General features: G+C 67.4%; 17 protein-coding genes, 3 tRNA genes and 1 rRNA gene. 12 read left to right on the top strand and 9 right to left on the bottom strand.

Annotation, left to right across the window (positions count from 1 at the left end; genetic code table 11):
* Nucleotides 1-164: 164 nt before the first annotated feature.
* The 3 genes from B0I29_RS21480 to B0I29_RS21470 all read left to right on the top strand — a co-directional run bounded on the left by B0I29_RS21480 (nt 165) and on the right by B0I29_RS21470 (nt 1,680).
* Nucleotides 165-515 carry a hotdog fold thioesterase gene (locus B0I29_RS21480; RefSeq protein WP_111651061.1) on the top strand — a complete coding sequence of 117 codons (351 nt, stop codon included), beginning with the start codon at nt 165-167 and terminating at the stop codon, nt 513-515.
* Between the two features lie 79 nt (nt 516-594).
* Nucleotides 595-987 (top strand): hypothetical protein, encoded by a 393-nt coding sequence (locus B0I29_RS21475; RefSeq protein WP_111650840.1) that lies wholly within the window; start codon nt 595-597, stop codon nt 985-987.
* A gap of 18 nt (nt 988-1,005) precedes the next feature.
* The gene (locus B0I29_RS21470; protein WP_111650839.1) at nt 1,006-1,680 is read left to right on the top strand and encodes a DUF2786 domain-containing protein; all 675 of its coding nucleotides are present in this window, start codon (nt 1,006-1,008) and stop codon (nt 1,678-1,680) included.
* Here B0I29_RS21470 and B0I29_RS21465 read toward each other — a convergent pair.
* Nucleotides 1,667-1,975 carry a hypothetical protein gene (locus B0I29_RS21465; protein ID WP_111650838.1) on the bottom strand — a complete coding sequence of 103 codons (309 nt, stop codon included), beginning with the start codon at nt 1,973-1,975 and terminating at the stop codon, nt 1,667-1,669. The two genes, B0I29_RS21470 and B0I29_RS21465, sit on opposite strands and share 14 nt — an antisense overlap.
* A 108-nt stretch (nt 1,976-2,083) precedes the next feature.
* Here B0I29_RS21465 and B0I29_RS21460 point away from each other — a divergent pair, with 108 nt between their 5' ends.
* From B0I29_RS21460 to B0I29_RS21440, 5 genes are all read left to right on the top strand, one after another.
* Complete coding sequence (locus B0I29_RS21460; RefSeq protein WP_181557910.1) at nt 2,084-2,899, top strand: calcium-binding protein; 816 nt, start codon at nt 2,084-2,086, stop codon at nt 2,897-2,899.
* 95 nt (nt 2,900-2,994) lie between these two features.
* Complete coding sequence (locus tag B0I29_RS45815; protein ID WP_181557909.1) at nt 2,995-5,118, top strand: hypothetical protein; 2,124 nt, start codon at nt 2,995-2,997, stop codon at nt 5,116-5,118.
* A gap of 143 nt (nt 5,119-5,261) precedes the next feature.
* A complete protein-coding gene (locus tag B0I29_RS21450) occupies nt 5,262-6,503 on the top strand; it encodes a calcium-binding protein (protein ID WP_111650836.1) in 1,242 nt (413 codons plus the stop codon).
* Nucleotides 6,504-6,702: 199 nt separating this feature from the next.
* Nucleotides 6,703-8,067 carry a calcium-binding protein gene (locus B0I29_RS21445; protein ID WP_111650835.1) on the top strand — a complete coding sequence of 455 codons (1,365 nt, stop codon included), beginning with the start codon at nt 6,703-6,705 and terminating at the stop codon, nt 8,065-8,067.
* A gap of 193 nt (nt 8,068-8,260) precedes the next feature.
* Nucleotides 8,261-10,249, top strand: a complete 1,989-nt coding sequence (locus B0I29_RS21440; RefSeq protein ID WP_146616847.1) for a calcium-binding protein — start codon at nt 8,261-8,263, stop codon at nt 10,247-10,249.
* 564 nt (nt 10,250-10,813) lie between these two features.
* Here the strand turns inward: B0I29_RS21440 and B0I29_RS21435 are convergent.
* The 8 genes from B0I29_RS21435 to B0I29_RS21400 all read right to left on the bottom strand — a co-directional run bounded on the left by B0I29_RS21435 (nt 10,814) and on the right by B0I29_RS21400 (nt 15,927).
* The gene (locus tag B0I29_RS21435) at nt 10,814-11,323 is read right to left on the bottom strand and encodes a DUF6226 family protein (protein ID WP_146616846.1); all 510 of its coding nucleotides are present in this window, start codon (nt 11,321-11,323) and stop codon (nt 10,814-10,816) included.
* Nucleotides 11,324-11,435: 112 nt separating this feature from the next.
* Nucleotides 11,436-11,512 (bottom strand) — tRNA-Phe (locus tag B0I29_RS21430).
* A 13-nt stretch (nt 11,513-11,525) separates the two neighbouring features.
* Nucleotides 11,526-11,599 (bottom strand) — tRNA-Asp (locus tag B0I29_RS21425).
* A 52-nt stretch (nt 11,600-11,651) separates the two neighbouring features.
* Nucleotides 11,652-11,724 (bottom strand) — tRNA-Glu (locus B0I29_RS21420).
* A gap of 173 nt (nt 11,725-11,897) precedes the next feature.
* Entirely contained in the window at nt 11,898-12,806 is a 909-nt protein-coding gene (locus tag B0I29_RS21415) for a MerR family transcriptional regulator (protein WP_111650832.1), read from the bottom strand.
* The gene (gene idi / locus B0I29_RS21410) at nt 12,796-13,389 is read right to left on the bottom strand and encodes an isopentenyl-diphosphate Delta-isomerase (RefSeq protein ID WP_111650831.1); all 594 of its coding nucleotides are present in this window, start codon (nt 13,387-13,389) and stop codon (nt 12,796-12,798) included. Before idi ends, B0I29_RS21415 begins: the two co-directional genes overlap by 11 nt.
* Entirely contained in the window at nt 13,386-14,867 is a 1,482-nt protein-coding gene (gene crtI, locus B0I29_RS21405) for a phytoene desaturase family protein (protein WP_111650830.1), read from the bottom strand. Before crtI ends, idi begins: the two co-directional genes overlap by 4 nt.
* A gap of 31 nt (nt 14,868-14,898) precedes the next feature.
* Nucleotides 14,899-15,927, bottom strand: a complete 1,029-nt coding sequence (locus B0I29_RS21400) for a polyprenyl synthetase family protein (protein ID WP_245972684.1) — start codon at nt 15,925-15,927, stop codon at nt 14,899-14,901.
* Nucleotides 15,928-16,034: 107 nt separating this feature from the next.
* Here B0I29_RS21400 and B0I29_RS21395 point away from each other — a divergent pair, with 107 nt between their 5' ends.
* From B0I29_RS21395 to B0I29_RS21380, 4 genes are all read left to right on the top strand, one after another.
* Nucleotides 16,035-16,922 (top strand): phytoene/squalene synthase family protein, encoded by an 888-nt coding sequence (locus B0I29_RS21395; RefSeq protein ID WP_111650828.1) that lies wholly within the window; start codon nt 16,035-16,037, stop codon nt 16,920-16,922.
* Complete coding sequence (locus tag B0I29_RS21390; protein ID WP_111650827.1) at nt 16,922-18,247, top strand: cryptochrome/photolyase family protein; 1,326 nt, start codon at nt 16,922-16,924, stop codon at nt 18,245-18,247. Before B0I29_RS21395 ends, B0I29_RS21390 begins: the two co-directional genes overlap by 1 nt.
* A 118-nt stretch (nt 18,248-18,365) precedes the next feature.
* Nucleotides 18,366-19,019, top strand: coding sequence for a hypothetical protein (locus tag B0I29_RS21385; RefSeq protein ID WP_111650826.1), 654 nt, complete (start codon nt 18,366-18,368; stop codon nt 19,017-19,019).
* 462 nt (nt 19,020-19,481) lie between these two features.
* Nucleotides 19,482-19,545, top strand: a 16S ribosomal RNA gene (locus B0I29_RS21380); the annotation flags it as partial.

Here is a 19,545-nt window from a genome sequence, read left to right as displayed (position 1 = left end):
GTGCCCTACACGTACCCTGAGCAACTTCGGATCACTCACGTCCCTGTGACGACTGTCGCTGGTTCGCACAAGGTGCGGCGGTAACGTCTGCCGACGTGGATATCGCGGAGGACGGTAAGCAGCACCTGTTCACCAGCAGCGGCGGTGGTGCGCTCGCCGAGCGGATGGGCATCGAGATCACCGAGGCCAGCGCCGAGCGGGTGGTCGGGACCATGCCGGTCGAGGGCAACACCCAGCCGTACGGGCTGCTGCACGGCGGGGCCTCCTGCGTGCTCGCCGAGACGCTGGGCTCGGTCGGCGCGGTGATGCACGGGCAGACCGTCGACCGGCCGTTCGCGGTCGGCGTCGACATCAACGCCACCCATCACAAGGCGGCCCGGTCCGGTCTGGTCACCGGCGTGGCGCTGCCGGTGCACCGGGGACGCGCCGTGGCGACGTACGAGGTCGTGCTGACCGACGAGTCGGGCGAGCGGGTCTGCACCGCGCGGATCACCTGTCTGCTCCGCGGCGCCTGAGAGCGTTTGCTTCGCACTGTGGTGCGGGAAATACCTCGTCGACGAGCGTTCCTTGACCGTTGGACGTACCTTTTCTTCCGTGACCGAAGTACCACAGCATGCGTTCGACGACGCCGCGCAGATCCTTGAGAGTGCGATCAGCGGCGACAGCGCTGCTGTGGCCGACACCTTCGACGCGGTCGTCGACCGCGATGGTGTGGTCGGCGCGTGGGACGTGGCGTGGTGCCTGGCAGCGACCATGGTCGGGCAGATGCCCGGCGGTGGCGGCGCCTGGACACTCGAGTTCCCGGGCATCGACGAAGCTCAGTACGACAAGCGCTGGGTGGCGCGTTTCGTCAGCGCCTATGTGAACGGCGACTTTCCCACCAGTGAGGCGTTGTTCGGCGCCGCGATCGCCGACGGCCAGCTGCCCGACTGCCTGCTCGCGCTCGCCGGCTCCACGGTCGCCACGCTGCGTCGCCGGGCGGCGTGAAGGGCTTTACGCGTACCCATGAATGACGGCCTGCTGGCCCGCGTGCGCAAGTTGCTCGCCATGGCTGAGGATCCTGCCTGTACGCCCGGCGAAGCCGAGGCGTTCACGGAGAAGGCCGCCGAGCTGATCGCGAAGTACGGCGTCGACCAGGCGATGCTCGCGGTCGGTGATCCGGCGGCGGACCCGATCGGGGATCGCGTCGTCACGATCGACCCGCCTTATGCGCGCGACAAAGCCGGCCTGCTCGCGGCCGTCGCGTCACCGTTGCGCTGCCGGGTCGTCCATCTGGAGCGGCGCGGGCTGGCACGCAGCCACCTGTTCGGGCACGCGGCCGATCTGGAACGCGTCGAGCTGCTCTTCACCTCGCTGCTCGTGCAGGCGGCGCACGGGCTGTCGGCGAGCCCGGTGCCGTTCGGCGAGAGTCCGGCGGCCTATCGGCGTTCCTGGCTGGTCGGGTACAGCCAGGCGGTCAGCGCGCGGCTGTGGTCAGCCGAGAAGAACGCCGCGGCGGAGACGCCCGGCGCCGAGCTGGTCCTGGTCGACCGCACCGATCTGGTCGAACTCAAGCGCGACGAGACGTACCCCAAGCTGGCGAAACTACCGCCGCGCCGGTTGCAGGGCAGCGGGCGGATCCGCGGGTACCGGGCCGGGCAGGAAGCCCACCTGGGCAGCGCCGAGGTCAGCGGATCTTGAGGTACAGCGCTTTCGCGTATTGAACGGCCGCGGCGTTGTTGTACATCGAAGCCTGTGACATGAAGAAGTTGTTGTCGGCGATCGCGCGGGCCGCCTGCGAGGTGCCGGACCAGCGTATGTCCGCTTCCGCCTCGGACAGGCCGCGCGCCTTGAACTGCCTGCGCATCGCCATCTTGCCGGAGCGGAACGCCTCGCCCGCCTCCTCGGCGTATTTCATGCAGGACATCGCTTTGTCGCTCAACGCCTCCGCCAGGGTGTAGGCCGATTGCTCCGCTTCGTTCGTGAAGGTCTGCATGACATCGCCCTCCTTGTATCCAACCGTCTCACTCTGGTGGAACGGCCGCTGACCATCAAGAGGCTCACTCTCCTGCTTATGATCCTTTCGTCCACGGGGAGGATTCACATGCTTCGTTCCACCTGGCCGGCCCTTCTTCTGCTGTCCACGATGGTCGCCACAACGGTCGCCGCCGCACCCGCTCAGGCCGCGACCGCGGGCGTGGCCTCGGTGTACGACACGACGAAGGTGCGTTACAAGGCCGCGAAGAAGAAGCAGAACAAGGTCGTGGTGACCCGTTCCGGCAACACCGTCACGATCGACGACCGGGTCGCGGTGAAAGCCGGCAAGGGCTGCAAGGCGGTCAAGGGTGACAGGACCAAGGTCAGGTGCACCACGAAAAAGGCACCGACCAGGGTGTACGTGTACACCTACGACCGGAACGACTCGATCACCAACAAGGCCGACCTGAAGATCACCGCGGACGGCGGCACCGGGAGCGACCGGATCGCCGGCGGCCCGCGCGGTGACCGGCTGCTCGGCGGCGACAGTGGGAACGACACGATCTACGGGTACGGCGGCGCGGACTGGGTCGACACCGGTTCCGGGAACGACGTGGTCTGGGGTGGCTCCGGCAGCGACCAGATCATCGACGGCGGCGGCCGGACCTCGGGCAACGACGTCGTGCATGGCGAAAGCGGCAGCGACGTGGTCTTCGCCGCCTTCGGAAATGACCGGCTCTATGGTGGCAGCGGCTCCGACCTGCTCTTCGGAGGGTCCGGCAACGACCGGCTGACCGGAAACGGCGGCGTCAACTTCATCTCCGGCGGCAACGGGAACGACGTGCTCCGCGGTGGCGCCGGCGCCGACACGCTGGACGGCGAATCCGGCCGTGACCAGTGCATCGACTCGTCGGCGGACACCAGGGTGAGCTGCGAAATCTAGGCCGTTTCAGGGGCAGCTTTATTGAACGGCTGCGGTCTATGATCTCTGACACCGTGCGGTTGATCTTGCCGCCGGATCCTTGGGGAGGATCCACTGTGTCTCGACGCTTCATAGCGTTCGCAACTACTTCTCTGCTTGCCTCGGGTGTGGTGGTGGGACTCGGTGCCGCCCCCGCGTCCGCTGCCGGCTTCCGGGTCGGGGCCACCAGCACTGCTGCTTCCGCCGGCGCGCCGTCGGTCAGCTCGGCCCGGTACCCGGACGCCCTGACGCCGCATGGTGGCATCGCCCTGAGCGGCGATTTCACGATGGAGAGCGCGGCCGGCGACGCGGTGCGGTACGAGTACCACTTCACCGGCCCCGAGCTCGGCGACAGCCAGCCGTGGTTCGAACGCTCCCCGCAGACGCCGGGTGGCCCGCTCACCATCGAGTGGACGCCGCTCTTCTCCGGTGTCCACGAGCTCACCGTGCACTCCTTCGACGCCGACGGGAACCAGTCGGAGACGGCAGTCTTCAAGTTCTGGGTCCTCGACACCCGGCCGACGGTCACCTCGACCGACTACCCCGGGATCTTCTTCCACGACCTGAAGTTCAACGTCGGCGTGCCGGGCGAGTTCCACATCGACGGGCCCGCCGGCGCCGAGCGGCTCGACTGGCGGTTCGAGGACAGCGAGCCGACCGGGTCCGTTGTCCCGGACGCCGACGGCGACGCCGATGTGAAGATCACGCCGACCGAGGGCGGGTACCAGCTCCTGTGGGTGCGCGCGATCAAGACGATCGACGGGAAAGAGCGCAAGTTCCCGGAGCACGCGTACGCGTTCCTGGTCGACAACGGCCCGCTCGTCTCCGGCGGCGTCTACCGGGAAATGTTCCTCGGCGACAAGGTCAGCGTTCACGCCACGCCCCGGGTGCCCGGCGTGAAGGAGTACCGGTACTGGTTCGGTCTCGACGGCGGCGGCATCACCGAGCAGGTGGCAGTGCCGGCCAAGAGCGACGGCAGCGCCGATTTCGTCTTCACGGTGACCGATCCGACTCAGCGCGACCTTTACGTGAGGACCGTCGACGCCGACGGCGATCTCTCGGTGGCGCGGCACACCTCGGCGAGCGTTTCGGACCGGCCGAAGGTCGTCTCCAGCGAGTTCCCGGAGATCGGCACCGCGCGGCTGATTCCGGGCACGTTCACCTTCACACCCCGGGAGCCGGGGGTGACCTCGTACCGGTACACGCTCAACGGTGGGCCGGCCGTCACGGTGAAGGCCAAGGCGGACGGCACCGCGACGATCACCGTGACGCCTTCGGTGGCGCGTACCCATGAACTGGTGGTCCGCAGCTTCGTCGGCGAGGCCGGCTCGGAGGAGACCTGGTACGTCTTCAAGGTCGCGCCGGCAGCGGTGAAGGTCACCGCGGCCGGGCCCGCGTCGGTCACCACCGGTGGGGTTCGGACGATCACGGTGAAGGGCTCGAACCTGCTCCGCAAGGACGTCCTGCAGGTGACGCCGGCCGGTGGCAAGGCGATCACCGCGACGATCAAGTCGGTGTCGGCGGACGGGACCACGGCTGTCGCCGATGTGAACCTCACCGGTGCGCCGGCCGGGGTCGCCTCGGTCACCCTCCGGCCGTACGGCGCGGGGCAGGCGGCGGTCGTCCTGGCCAAGGCGTTCACGATCGTGCTCCAGGCGAAGCCGGTGGCCACGAAGCGCCCGGCGATCTCCGGGACGGTGATGGTCGGCAAGGTCGTGAAGGCCGTGCCGGGCACCTGGTCGCCGGCGGCGACCGGATATCGGTACCAGTGGGCCGCGAACGGTGTCGCGATCAAGGGCGCGACCGGCTCGGCCCTGACGATCCCGGCTTCGGTTGCCGGCAAGCGGCTCACCGTCACCGTGACGGCTACCCGCGCCGGTCACCAGCCAGGCACGGCGGCCTCCGCCGCCACCGCCGCGGTAGCCAAGGCCAAGGCGCCGAAGGCCACCAAGAAACCCAAGATCACGGGTACGCCGAAAGTCGGCAAGAAGCTGACCGCGAACGTCGGAACCTGGTTGCCGAAGGTTGACTCGTATCGATACCAGTGGCGGGTGAACGGCAAGGTGATCAAGGGGGCGACCGGGCGTACGCTGAAGTTGAAGTCCGCCTGGCGCAACAAGAAGATCACCGTGACGGTGATCGCCAAGAAGGCGGGTCACGTTGATGGCAAAGCCATCAGCGCATCGGTGAAAATCCGCTGACCTCAGAGGCCGGGTACTGATCAAGTACCCGGCCTTTACATTGGATGAACAACGCGTCGGTACGGTCCCGTCCTCTTGATTGCGCCATTCGCATACGTTGAGATCGACGTCGACCAGTTCATGCCCGACACGGGGGTTTCCGCATGTTCCTGCTCAATCGAGCTGCCTTGGCCGCTATCGGCGCCGCGGTGGCTTCGACCGCTTTCCTCGCGTCGCCGGCTCAAGCCGCCTCGGCCGGTCTGGCGAAGGTGACAGGGCCGGCGACCGTCCAGTTCCAGGCGCTGACCGGCAAGGCCAACTCGCTCGTCATCACGATCTCGGGCCGGACCGTGACGCTGGACGACACGGTGGCGCTCAAGCCGGGCAAGGGCTGCAAGAAGGTCGATAAGACCAAGGTCAAGTGCACGACGCCGAAGGCGACCAAGCTGATCAAGGTCGCGCTGGGCGACAAGAACGACGCCGTGAAGAACAAGACCAAGGTCGCTCTGCTCGCCAACGGCGGCGCGGGCAACGACAAGCTGACCGGCAGTGCCGGCGCGGACGAGCTCCAGGGCGGTCCGGGCAACGACAAGATCTGGGGCGTCGGCGGCAACGACAAGCTGTTCGGCGGCGTGGGCAACGACGCCATCTACGCGGGTGCGGGCAACGACAAGGTCGACGCTGCCGCCGGCAACGACGTCGTTTACGGCGAGGCCGGCAAGGACCTCATCTACGGCGGGGCCGGCAACGATGTTGTCAACGCCGCGGCCGGCGACGACGTCGTGCGGGCCGGCGCGGGCAACGACAAGATTTACGGCGGCGCCGGGATCGACGAGCTCTACAGCGAGGCCGGCAACGACGTCGTCTACGGCGACGCCGGTGACGACACCCTGCTCGGCGGGGCCGGCAACGACGTGCTGAGCGGCGGCGACGGCAGCGACTTCGTGAACGCCGAGGCGGGCGACGACAAGCTGCTCGGCGGCAACCAGGACGACCTCCTCGACGGCGGCGCCGGCAACGACCGGATCTCCGCCGGCGCGGGCGACGACCTCGCGCTCGGCTACACCGGTAACGACGCCATCTTCGGTGAGGCCGGTTTCGACGGCATCGTCGGTGAGGCCGGCAACGATGTGCTCTCCGGTTCCACGGAGGACGATCTGCTGATCGGCGAGTCGGTCGACGAGAACTTCAAGCCGGTCGGCAGCGCGACCGCCACCGACCGGGTCGACGGCGGCGCTCAGGTGGACGCGGATGTCTGCCTCGTTCTCGCGGGCGCCACCAAGTCCGGCTGCGAGCTGTACGAGCTGCCGGTCGAGTCGCTTTCGGCCGCGGCGTCTTCCGCCGGAGCGGTCAACCCGGCTCTTGAGGGTGTCAAGGCGCGGCTGCTCGCGGAGATCACCAAGTAGTACCTTTTGCGACAAAGAGGGCCCGGCTGATGCCGGGCCCTCTTTCTGTCAGTCCACAGAGTGGTCAATACGTCGGTACGGTCCCGTTCTATGAGAACGCGCTTGGTTTCGTGGCGTGTAACCGCTGAGATATCGACGCGGGGGAAGATCGTGGACCCTCCGTCTCGATCTCTCCTGAACCGGATACGGGGGTTTCCGCATGTTCCTGATCAACCGCAAGGCGCTGGCCGCCATCGGAATCACAGCCGCTGCCGTTGCTTCGACCGCTTTCCTGTCGGCGCCTGCACAGGCAGCCTCGGCCGGAACGGTCAAGGTGGACACGTCGTCGTCCGTCTACTTCAAGGCGCTCAAGGGCAAGACGAACACGCTCGTGATCACGATCTCGGGCCGTACCGTCACGCTGGACGACAAGGTCGCCATCAAGGCCGGCAAGGGCTGCAAGAAGGTCGACGCGACCAAGGTCAAGTGCACGACCAAGAAGAAGACCAAGCTGGTCACCGCCGAACTCGGCGACAAGAACGACTCGTTCAAGAACAAGACCAAGGTGGCCTCGCTGGTCTTCGGCGACGCCGGTAACGACAAGCTGACCGGTGGCCCCGGCGTCGACGAGCTGCAGGGTGGCTCGGGCAACGACAAGATCTGGGGCATCGGCGGCAACGACAAGCTGTACGGCGACTCGGGCAACGACGCGATCTACGGCGGTGCCGGCAACGACGTGGCCAACGGCGACGCGGGCAACGACGCCGTTTATGGCGACGCGGGCAACGACAAGCTCTGGGGTTCCACGGGCAACGACAAGATCGCCGGCGGTTCCGGCAATGACAACATCAGTGCTGAGGCCGGTAACGACGTCGTTTACGGCGAGGCCGGTAACGACGACATCTGGGGCGGCACCGGCAACGACCGCATCGGTGGCGGCGCCGGCACCGACTACATCGATGCCGAGGTTGGCCACGACACCGTTTACGGCGACGCCGGCGACGACGACCTGTTCGGTGGTGCCGGCAACGACGCTCTCTCCGGCGGCGAGGGCATCGACTGGGTCAACACCGAAGCCGGTGACGACAAGGCTTGGGGCAACAACGGCGACGACACGCTCGTCGGCGAGGCGGGCGTCGACCGGCTCTACGGTGGCGCCGGTGCCGACCTCCTCGCGGGTGGAGCCGGCAACGACTTCGCCTGGGGCGAGGCGGGCTTCGACGTCCTCGGTGGCGAGGCCGGTGACGACAACCTCAGTGGTGGCGCCGACACCGACTACGTGTACGGCCTGGCCGGCAACGACCGCCTCTGGGGCGACGCCGGTGACGATGTTCTGATCGCCGACGACCTCACCGAGGACGGCAAGCCGGTCGGTGACCCGGCCGCCACCGACAAGGCGGACGGCGGAGCCCACGTCACGGGCGACACCTGCCTCCTGCTCGCCGCCGGCACCGCGATCAACTGTGAGCTGAGCGAGCTTCCGGCCGAGGCGGCTCTCTCGGCGAAGTCCGCCGCTGGCTCCGGCGCTGACATCGCAGAGGTGCTGTCCGCGAAGGCCCGCCTCGATGCGGCCATCGCCAAGTAAGACCTTTTCATTGGTACGGCCCGGTCGCCTTGATGGCGGCCGGGCCGTACTTTTTCCAGCTAGTGGTCAATACGTCGGTACGGTCCCGTTCTATGGGATCGGAGTTGGCAGATAGATCATGAGGCGCTGCAATGATGCCGATCGCTCCAGCTCCAACGGGGGTTTCTTGATGTTTCTGTCCCGGCGTACAGCTATGGCGGCCATCGGCGCCGCGGCCCTCGCAGTCGCTTCGACCGCAATCCTCGCCTCACCGGCGCAGGCGGCCTCGGCCGGTCTCGCCAAGGTGGTCGGGACGAACACCGTCCAGTTCCAGGCGCTCACCGGTGCGACCAACGCCCTGACGATCACGATCTCGGGCCGGACCGTGACCCTCGACGACCGGGTCGCGCTCAAGGCGGGCAAGGGCTGCAAGAAGGTCGACGCGACGAAGGTCAAGTGCACGACCTCGAAGACGACCGCCAGGATCAGCGTGGCGCTGGGCGACAAGAACGACTCGGTCAAGAACAAGACCAAGGTGTTCCTGCTGGCGGACGGCGGCACCGGCAACGACACCCTGACCGGTGGCACGGGCGCTGACGAGCTGCAGGGCGGCTCCGGCGCCGACAAGCTCGTCGGTGGTGCCGGCGACGACAACCTTTACGGCGGCTCGGGCGACGACACCGTTTACGGCGGTACCGGCAACGACGGGATCGACGCCGGGACTGGCAACGACAAGGCGTACGGCGACTACGGCCACGACCGGCTGGCCGGCAACACGGGCAACGACCGCCTCGCCGGTGGCGTCGGCAACGACGTGATCGACGGCGGTGCCGGCACCGACACCATTTACGGCGAAGCCGGCACCGACAGGCTGTACGGCGGCGCCGGCAACGACGCGATCGGTGGCGGCGACAACGACGACCAGATCGACGGCGGCGCGAACAACGACTCCATCTACGGCGACGCCGGCAAGGACCGCCTCGTCGGCAACACCGGCGACGACGCGATCAGCGGTGGCGCCGGCAACGACGTGGTCGACGGCGGCGCGAACAACGACACGATCTACGGGTACGCGGGCGACGACCAGCTCGCCGGCGGTGCCGGGATCGACAAGGTACGCGGCGGCGACGGCAACGACGTGATCGACGGCGGTACCGAGAACGACTCCATCTGGGGCGAGGCGGGCAACGACCGCCTGGGCGGCAGCAACGGCGCCGACGCGATCAGCGGCGGAGCGGGCGACGACGTTCTCAACGGTGGCGCCGGCGACGACGAGCTCCGCGGCGAAGCCGGCAACGACCAGCTCATCGGCGTAGCCGGTGCCGACCGTCTCTACGGTGGCGACGGCAACGACGCGATCGACGGTGGCACCGAGGACGACTACCTCGTGGGTGACGCGGGCAACGACAAGATCTGGGGCGGCGATGGTCATGACGCCATCAACGCCGGTGCCGGCGACGATGCGATCGACGGCGGCGCGGACACCGACTCGGTCAACGGCCTCGCGGGCAACGACAAGATCTGGGGCGGCGCCGGCATGGACTCGCTGTACGGCGGCGAGGGCGACGACGCGATCGACGGCGGCGCTGACTCCGACAACGTCAAGGGCGACGCGGGCGCCGACGTCCTGGTCGGTGGCGACGGTTACGACACCCTCTGGGGTGGAACCGGAGACGACCAGCTCGGCGGTTCGGCCGACGACGACAACCTCCTCGGTGAGGACGGCGACGACTACCTGCTCGGCGGCGCCGGGAGCGACACTCTCACCGGCGGCGCGGGTGACGACACCATCGTCGGTGAGACCGGCGCTGACACGATCAAGGGTGGCGACGGCATCGACGTGATCTCCGGTGGCGACGGCAACGACCAGATCTGGGGCGGCGCGGGCGACGACTTCGCGTTCGGCATGGCCGGCGACGACTGGATCCTCGGCGAAGCCGGCGACGACTTCCTGATCGGCGAGGACGTCGACGACAACGGTGTGCAGGTCGGCAGCGCCACGGCGTACGACCTCCTCGAAGGTGGCGACAACACCGTCGCCGGTGACGTCTGCCTGGTGATGGCCGGCGGTTTCGCCCTGAACTGCGAGTCGGTCAACCCGGAGCTGTCCAGCGTCTCCGAGACCGGCGTCTCCGCCGCTCGCGCTTACGCAGGGAGTGCTGCCGGTGCGGCGCTCGCGGAGGCCAAGGCTCGCATCAAGTAGCACTTACTCGTGGTGCCGGCCGCCAGAACCACGAGCGGCTGTGAGTTCCAGCAATCTCGGCCCGGTCGTCGCCTCGGCGTTGACCGGGCCGATTCTGTCATTCCTGTGAGAGTCCCTGTGCGTTCGCTATGGATGTCCCGCAGCCTCTCGATCAAGGCGAAGATCGTCGCTATGGTTGCGTTCGGGCCCGCGCCGTCTCCCCCGTGACAGCGCGGGCCCTTTCACATCCGAACCGCGCGACTCGTCTTACCGGGCCGTCACGGGGGCCGCCTGCCAGATCTTGAGCGATTTTCGACAGCCGGACGTGCAACATCGCTCAAGATTCAGCGGGCGACCGTCCAGCAGCGTGCTTCCAAAGTGGATTCGCGTACTTTCTGATCAGGGCGACACCGCGGCGGTGACTTTGCGGTGGACGGCACGCCGCCCGATGCCTGTGCCCAGTTCCAGACGCAGTTCGTCCCCGGCGGGATCTCGGGCATCTGGGATGGCTGATGTGGCGCAGCCTTGTAGCGGTTGAGGAGTAATCGCCCACGCCCGTGTCAGTCCAGGCTGCGCGTAACCGATCTAGGTAGTCGAGTTCGCCGGTGGCAAGGGAGCTTTGAGGCGCCACCGTGTCGTTCGCTTCTGGGCACGGGCGTCGGTGAGTTGGTCGATCTGGTCGTGGAGCTCTTCGATCAGATCGGCCGGGTCATCGTTGCAGGCATCGCATCCGCAGGCCGGGAGTGCGGTCTCTTGTTCCTGGCCTAGCTTCACCATGAGGCCGGGAAAGGCGGTGAAGGTGATCCGGAGCCGTCCGACGCCAGGACGTGCGGGATCAAGCTCGCGGAACGGTGCCTGATCGCGACTTCCGCTCGGGTCGGAGGTCATTCCTCTGATCTCGGTGACCTCGTACTGTCCAGCCAGTTCGTCGAGGAATCGGTGTGCTGTGTCGTGGAGCACCCGGAAGCGTTCCGGATTGGTGACTCGTCCGTACGCCTCTTCGGGAGGATCGTCGGCAGGGTCCATGCCGGCCAGCGTAGTGAGGAAGCAGCGCTGAAATCGCCGATCAAACCAACAACTCGCGACGGCGATCATGGGGAATCCGCGGTCGACAGAGGTCATCTTCGAGGGGAGACAACACCCTGGAAAGCGAAACGTCCACCACGCGTTTCCGCAGGTGGACGATGCTCAGTGCCCGGCGAGGGCCTGGTGGCCAGGGGCGGGGTCGAACCGCCGACCTTCCGATTTTCAGTCGGACGCTCGTACCAACTGAGCTACCTGGCCGTGCAATTTGTTGCGGTCCTGACGGGACTTGAACCCGCGACCTCCGCCTTGACAGGGCGGCGAGCACTCCAACTGCTCCACAGGACCTTGCTATTCACTTGCTTTGGTTCGTCAGCAACTTGCATCGCTAACTTACCAGTACCCCCAACGGGATTCGAACCCGTGCTACCGCCTTGAAAGGGCGGCGTCCTAGGCCACTAGACGATGAGGGCAACTCCTCCATCATTACACATCTCGCTGGCCGCGAGATCAGCAACGCTTGGTGGCCTTCGCCTTCAACCGCGCCCCGTTGAGTGCCTGCAAAGCATATGTGATCCCCCGAGCGGTCTCCAAATCGGTACCCCCCTTTCTTTCCGCAAGTCGCTGACCTGCGGAAACGTGAGGGTCATGCGGCGGCTACGGCACGGACGGCGCTTGCCAGGTCACTGAACGTGGTTACCGCGGGTGGTAAACCGTCGGTCGGCCAGCCGGGGCCGGCTGCGGCAAGGATCAAAGGCGGATTGGGTACGCCCAAAAGCTCCTCCAGCTGTTCCACACGCCCAGTGGCCGGCAGCTGCGACCACAGCACCACAGCCGCCGGGCCGGTACGCGCAACCGCGTCCACCAGCGCATGAGACGGCATCCGGGCCCCCATCAACCGGGTAGGCACCCCCACCTCAGCCAGCGCGGCAGCCAGCGCCTCCAAGGGCAACGTGTGCTGTTCCTCGTCCGTCGCGGCCAGCAGTGCACGGGGTTCCCGGTCACGAGGCGGCCGTGGCACGCCCGCGAGCACCTCGGTGACCGTGCGGGAGAGCAGGTGCTCCACCTCGATGAATCGTTTCGTTGCCTCGTAGCGCTCACCGATGCCGATCAGCACCGGCGTGATCACGTGCTGCCAGGCGGGGATGACGCCACGGCCGGTCACGGCGCCTTCGATGATGAAGCGCATCGACGGCCCGTCGAGCCGCATGGCCGCCCGGGCAAGCCCACGAGCGGCCGGATTCGCGTGCGGACCGAGGGCGATGGTCTGACCGCCGCCGGCTGGAGCCTCGGAAGACCCGGCACCCGCGATTTCCAGGGACGAGGAAGGATCCCTCTGCGCCCAGGCGGCAGCCTCGGCCGGCGCCACCCCCTGGGCCGTGAGCCGTTGCATGACCTGCAACCGGACCATGTCCTCGACGGTGTACCGCCGATGGTGGCCCGGTTCGTGACGGCTCGGTCCGAGCCCGTACCTCTGATGCCAGGTGCGAAGAGTGGTGACCGCGACGCCGAGCCGACGGGCTGCGGCGCCCGCACTCAGGCCGTCATTTCCCACCCAACCGCTCCGAAACCGACGCAGGCGAAGACGCAGGCGCCAGCGAGGACAAGTACTCCTCCAGGCGCGCTGTCACCCCGCTCAGCCAAGGCGCGTAAGACCCCGGATCGCTCTCCAGCCGCTCCCGCAGATCCGGCACCGAAACCCAGAGCAGCCGCGCGACCTCAGCCGGGTCCGGCCGGAACTGGGTGCCGACCGGCAGCCGCCCGACCAGCACGTGGTCGTACTCCCGCTCGACCCGCCCGGTCACCGGATCCTCGGCGAAATACGTGTAGACACCCGCGTCGACCAGGGAAACCCCACCGACGCCGATCTCCTCGCCGAGCCGTTCGAGCGCGGATGAGGTCACCGGCGTACCCGGTGTGGGATGCCCGCAGCAGGTGTTCCCCCAGCGCAACGGAAAGCGGGTCTTGACGGCGGCCCGCTGCTGGAGAAGCACCCTGTCCTGATCGTCGAGCAGGAACACCGAGAACGCCCGATGCAACTGGCCGGGCGAGAGATGGGCCTGCTCCACGGTGGCCGACCCGACCGGCACCCCGGAGTCGTCAACGAGCTCGACGAGATGCGCCTCGCGTGAGGTCACCGCTTACCGCCGGTGATCCGCGATGCCGCCAGCTTCCCGGAGATCAGCACCATCGGCACCCCGACGCCAGGCTGTGTCCCGGAACCGGTGAAGACGACGTTGGGCAGGGTGGGGTGCAGGTTCGACGGCCGGAACGGGCCGGTCTGGGTGAAGCTGTGCGAGGCCGCGAACGGTGTTCCGGCGGCCATCCCTTCATCGGCCCAGTCGGCGGGCGTGATGATCCGCTGCACTTCGACGCCGTCCCGGAATCCGATGTAACCGCGGTTCTCCAGGACCTGCAGGATCTCGTCGGCGTACCGCTTGCCGAGGCCGCCGCGCCAGTTCATCGGGCCGGTCTCGAGGTTCGGCGCGGGCGCCAGCACGTAATACGTCTGTTTGCCGTCGGGCGCCGCCGTCGGGTCGGTCCGGGTCGGGTTGGTGACCAGCAGTGACGGGTCACTCATCAGCAGACCCTTGTTGATCACCTCGTCGAACGTACCCTTCCAGGCCTTTCCGAAGTGGATGTTGTGGTGTGCGATCTTCGAGTAGACCCGGTCGGAGCCGATATGAAGAACCACACAGGACGGTGAGTAACGCAGCGAGCGCTGCCGCCGGCTCGGAAGCAGATCTCGGTACGCGACCGGAAGATCCGGATTGAGTACGACGACGTCGGCCGGAATGTGCTCGCCACCCGCCGTGACGACGCCGGTGGCCCGCCCGTTCGTGGTGAGCACCCGCTCGACCGTGGTGTCGTAACGGAACGTCACGCCGTGCTTCTCCGCCGCGCCGGCCAGCGCCTTCGGAACCGCGTGCATGCCGCCGACCGGGAAGTAGACCCCGGCGACCGAGTCGAGGTACGCGATCACGGCGTAGATGGCGAGCGCATCGTGCGGCGAGAGGCCCGCGTACATCGCCTGGAACGAAAAGATCCGCTGGGTACGCGGGTCGCGGAAGAACTGCTCGATCTTGGGCTGGAGCTTCCGGAAGGCGCCCATCCCGAGGAGTTTCAGTAGGCCAAGCCCGAGCAGGTCGGTCGGTGCGTCAAGGTTCTTGTCGATGAAGTCGTTGCGCTCCAGCTGCCAGAGCCGCCGGGTGTAGTCAACGAACCGCAGGTATCCGTCGGCCTCGCGGGCACCGCAGACGCGGGCGATCTCGGCGGCCATCCGGGTGGTGTCGGTACGAACGTCCAGCGTGGACCCGTCCGGGTAGTACGCCCGATATGCCGGGTCGAGCGGGGTCAGTTCGAGCCAGTCGGAGAGCTTCTCACCGACGGCAGCGAGGGGTTCCTCGATCAGCTCCGGCATGGTCAGCACCGTCGGCCCGGTGTCGAACTCGTAACCGCCGACGGAGAGACGGCCGGCCCGGCCGCCGGGTATCGGCTCCCGTTCCACGACGGTGACCTGGCGTCCGGCCGCGGCCAGATGAAGAGCGCAGGCCAAGCCGCCGAGGCCGGCTCCGACCACGACGACCCGGTCGGTGGGTCCGGTCACAACACGCACGAGGGATGCTCCAAACGAGGGGGGAAAGACATCATGCCGGGCGGTGTGTGGCGGCGGTGGCCAGCTCGACCAAGGCCTCACGCGCGTCCGGGTGAATCGGAGCTTCCGACAGGGCGGCGACGCCTTCGTCCACGCGTACCCTGATCATCTCCTCGACCAGGTCGGGAGCGCCGGTTTCCGCGATGATCGTCGCGCGCTGCGCGACGTCGCCGGCGGCGAAGGCAGCGAGCTGGGCCTCGGTGGACATCCGCCGGGCCAGCATGAGCAGGGTGGTGGGCTTTCCGGTCCGCAGATCGTCGGCAATCGGCTTGCCGGTGATCGCCGGGTCGCCGTAAACGCCGAGCAGGTCGTCACGCAGCTGGAAGGCGTCACCCACGGTGGTGCCATATACCCGGTACGCCTCGTCGACCCGGCGGTCGCCACCGGCCAGCGCGGCACCGAACGAGAGCGGCCACTGCACGGTGTAACTGGCCGTCTTGTGCCGGGCGACGGTGAGAGCCCGCTCCACCGACCAGGATCCGGGGTCGCTTTCGCCGAGGACGTCCAGATATTGACCCGCTATCGCTTCGACGCGCATCTTGTCGTACCGATCGCGGACCTCCATCAGCGCCGCCGCCGGGAGCCGGGTGTGGCTCAGCAGCTGGTCGGCCCAGACCAGGCAGAGGTCGCCGACCAGGATCGCGGCTGAGCCACCGAAGTGCTCGCCGTGCTGGGAGGCGAAGATTCGATGCGCGGTGGGCCGGCCACGCCGGGTGTCCGACTCATCCATCAGGTCGTCGTGCACCAGCGCGAACGTGTGCATGAGTTCGAGAGCGCCGAGAGCGGGTAACACCGGATCAACCGGCTCGGCCGGGCCGACCACACCGCGCCAGCCCCAGTAAGCGAATGTCGGCCGCAGCCGTTTGCCGCCGGCCAGCACCAGGTCACGGGCGGTCCGGGCGAAGTTGCCGAGCGCCGGGTCGACAGCGTCCAGGGCGGCGGTCTGCGAAGCGAGGAAGTCGGCGAGGGTCCCCTCGACAGCGCCGATCAGCGCCCGATGCGAGACCGGCTGGCGTGGGATCGCATCAAAGCGATGTCCCTCGAGGGTGTGATTGGCCACGCGGAATACCGTACCCTAACTTTTTGAAGTTGCGTCGATTCGTGCGTCGATTTACCGGGAGGCCCGGGATGGATACTGATCTGACGGCGGCGTACGCACGCTGCCGCGAATTGCACCGAGAGCACGGACGGACGTACTACCTGGCGACCCGCTTGCTACCGGGGTGGAAGCGCCGGCATGTGCACGCTCTCTATGGATTCACCCGATATGCGGACGAAATCGTCGACCGGACCGAGTCTCGGCCGTCCGCCGAGCGTGCAGCGCTGCTCACCGCGTGGTCCGAGCAGTTCCTGGCCGGCCTGCGCGGCGAGCCGACCGACGACGAGCTGCTGCCCGCCGTGCTGCACACGATCGCGGTCTTCGACCTGGACCTCGACGACTTCGAGAAGTTCCTGCGCAGCATGGCGATGGACATCACCGTCACCAGGTACGCCACCTATGACGATCTGCTCGATTACATGGAGGGCTCGGCCGCGGTCATCGGCACGATGATGCTGCCGATACTCGGCTCTTCCGACCGGGCGGCGGCCCGGGAACCGGCTCGGCAGCTCGGGTTCGCGTTCCAGCTCACCAATTTCATCCGGGACGTCGCCGAGGACCTCGACCGTGGCCGGATCTACCTGCCCGAGGAGCACCTCGCCGAGTTCGGCGTGACCGAGCAGATCCTGGAGCGCCGGGTCGCCACCCCGGCGGTCAAGGAGCTGATCAAGGCGGAGATCGCCCGGGCCCGCGAGCACTATGTGGCCGCGGCTCCCGGCATCCCGCTGCTCGAACCCGCGTCCCAGGCCTGCATGCGGACCGCGTTCCAGCTGTACGGCGGGATCCTCGCCGAAATCGAGGCGGCCGATTACGACGTCTTCGCCCGTCGCGCCACGGTGCCGAACCGCCGCCGCGCCGCCGTCGCCGTCCGCAGCCTGCTGACCAGGCCGGGCACACCGATCCAGATCGCGGCCTGATGAGCACTGCGGTCGTGTTGTTCACCCGGGACCTCCGGGTGCGCGACAACCCCGCGCTCGCCGAGGCCTGCGCGGACGCGGATCGGGTCATCCCGCTCTACGTCCTCGATCCGAAACTGGCCGGCCTCTCCGGAAACCGGTCGCGCTTTCTCCACCAGTGCCTCGCCGATCTGCGGGAGCAGCTTCGCGAGCGGGGTGGGGACCTGGTTGTGCGTACCGGCGATCCGGTAACCGAGACGATTCGGCTGGCCCGCGAGCACGACGCCGGAACCATTCATCTCGCCGCCGACGTCAGCGGATATGCCCGCCGCCGGGAGAGCCGCCTGGCCGAGGAGTGCGAACGGCATCGGCTTGAGCTGCGCCTGCACCCCGGCGTCACGGTCGTCGAGCCGGGGACGCTGCGCCCCGGCGGTGGCGGCGACTGCTACAAGGTCTTCACGCCGTACTTCCGTACCTGGTCACAGGCCACCTGGCGGCAGCAGGCCGGCACACCGCGCACTGTCACCCTCCCGGACGGGGTCACGGCCGGCCGGCTGCCGGCGATCCCCAGCGGAGATTCACCACACGCCGCCGAGGGCGGCGAAACCCTCGGTCAGCGCCGGCTCACTGCCTGGTTGCGCACGATTGACGGGTACGCGGATGCGCATGACGACATGGCTGGTGACAAGACGAGCAGGCTCAGCCCGTACCTGCGCTGGGGTTGTATCTCCCCACTGGCTGTCGCCGAGGCAGCGAGGGCGAGTCAGGCAGAAGCTTTCGTGCGACAGCTCTGCTGGCGCGATTTCTATTACCAGGTCGCCAAAGTGTTCCCGAAGCTCTCGACCGAACCGTTGCGCCCTGGCAACGACAAGAACTGGCGGTACGACAAGGACGCGCTGCAGCACTGGCAGGACGGGCTCACCGGTGTGCCGGTCGTCGACGCCGGGATGCGCCAATTGCGTGCCGAAGGCTGGATGCACAATCGGGCACGGCTGATCACCGCGGCGTTCCTGACCAAACATCTCGGCCTCGATTGGCGCCTCGGTGTCGACTGGTTCTTCCGCTGGCTGATCGACGGGGATGTCCCGAACAATGCCGGAAACTGGCAGTGGGTGGCCGGCACCGGAAACGACTCGCGGCCCCACCGGCGCTTCAACCCGATTCGCCAAGCGCTCCGATTCGATCCCGAAGGCGTGTACGTTCGTCGCTACGTACCCGAGCTCAAGGGAATCGACGGCCCGGCCGTTCACCAGCCCTGGCGCCTACCCGAGCCGGTGCGCCGCGGCCTCGACTATCCCGGACCGCTGGAGTCGCAACGGGACGAGGCGGTGTGGCTGCGGCCATGATCTCCGCCCGGCGCGTTTCGGGTGGTCTCGCCCGGCTTGCCCGGGTGAGTGAAGCGGGGCCCGCCGGCGGTTGCGTCCGTCATAACGGTTCAACCGGCGGGCCCCGCCGACCAGCATCATGGTGAGGGCCGGATCAGCGCTCGCCGAAGCGCGGCGCATTCCCGGACTGGCCGGCTCGGCCACCGTCGAACCCGACTGGGCACCGGTCGCCAAGCGGATCCGCGATGAGGCCACCGACGACTGGAACGACAAAGTCGCGGTCGACCGCTTCACCGGCAAAGGCGGCATTTTCGTACGCGGAACGGCCACCATCACCGGTCCGGGACAGGTCCGTGTCGGCGACCAGGAGTTCGTCGCCTCACGCGGGCTGGTCGTCGCCACCGGACTGATGATCGGATGCGCGCCGGGTGCTGATTACCGGGCACGGCCGCGGGTCACCTCCATCGACCCGGAAATCGGAGCGGTCGGCCTCACCGAGCAGCAAGCGCGCGACGCCGGCCTCGATGTACGGGTGGGTCACGTGCCGTTGTCCTCGACATCGCGTGGATTCATCCACGGTCCGGGTAATGAGGGGTTCATCAAGGTGGTCGTGGACCACGGGCGGGGAGTGGTCGTCGGCGCGACCACGGCTGGGCCCGCCGGTGGCGAGATGATCGGGGCGTTGTCGGTCGCCGTGCACGCTGAGGTGCCGATCGCGACGCTGTCGAGCGCGATTTGGGCGTACCCGACGTTCCACCGGGGGATCGGTCAAGCGCTGGCTTCCGTGGCCTGATCTCCGGTTCGGCTGCGTTGACCTGCGAGAACGCGTAACACTGGGGGCCGATTTGGTGGCTCGGAAACCAACGGGTAATGTTTTCCGAGCCGGCAGGGAAACGGGCGAGCAAGCAGGGCCGAAGTTGAGGCTCAGCGCAGCGGCCGTCCTGCCAAATCCTCTGAATCGGATCTAGGGCCTTGGCCTGCGGTCTGCCATGAGGACGTACCGGGTTAGATCGGCACCAACCGGGATTAACCGGTTGACAACGCCAGGAAGACCTAGTAATGTTGAACGAGTGCCCCGGGGAACGGGCCGCCGAAACGGTGGTTCTTTCGATGGTGTGCGGTTGTTCTTTGAGAACTCAACAGGGTGCTTGATAAGCCAGTGCCATTTATGGCATTACCCCGGCCTGTCCTTTTGGGATGGGTAGGGAAATTCCTTTGGCAACTTTTTTGTTGCCGGGACGCTTTTCCAAAGATTTTGTTGGAGAGTTTGATCCTGGCTCAGGACGAACGCTGGCGGCGTGCTTAACACATGCAAGTCG

This window comes from Actinoplanes lutulentus (genome assembly GCF_003259845.1).
Classification (GTDB): domain Bacteria; phylum Actinomycetota; class Actinomycetes; order Mycobacteriales; family Micromonosporaceae; genus Actinoplanes; species Actinoplanes lutulentus.
This window is presented reverse-complemented; position numbering and strand designations above follow the sequence as displayed.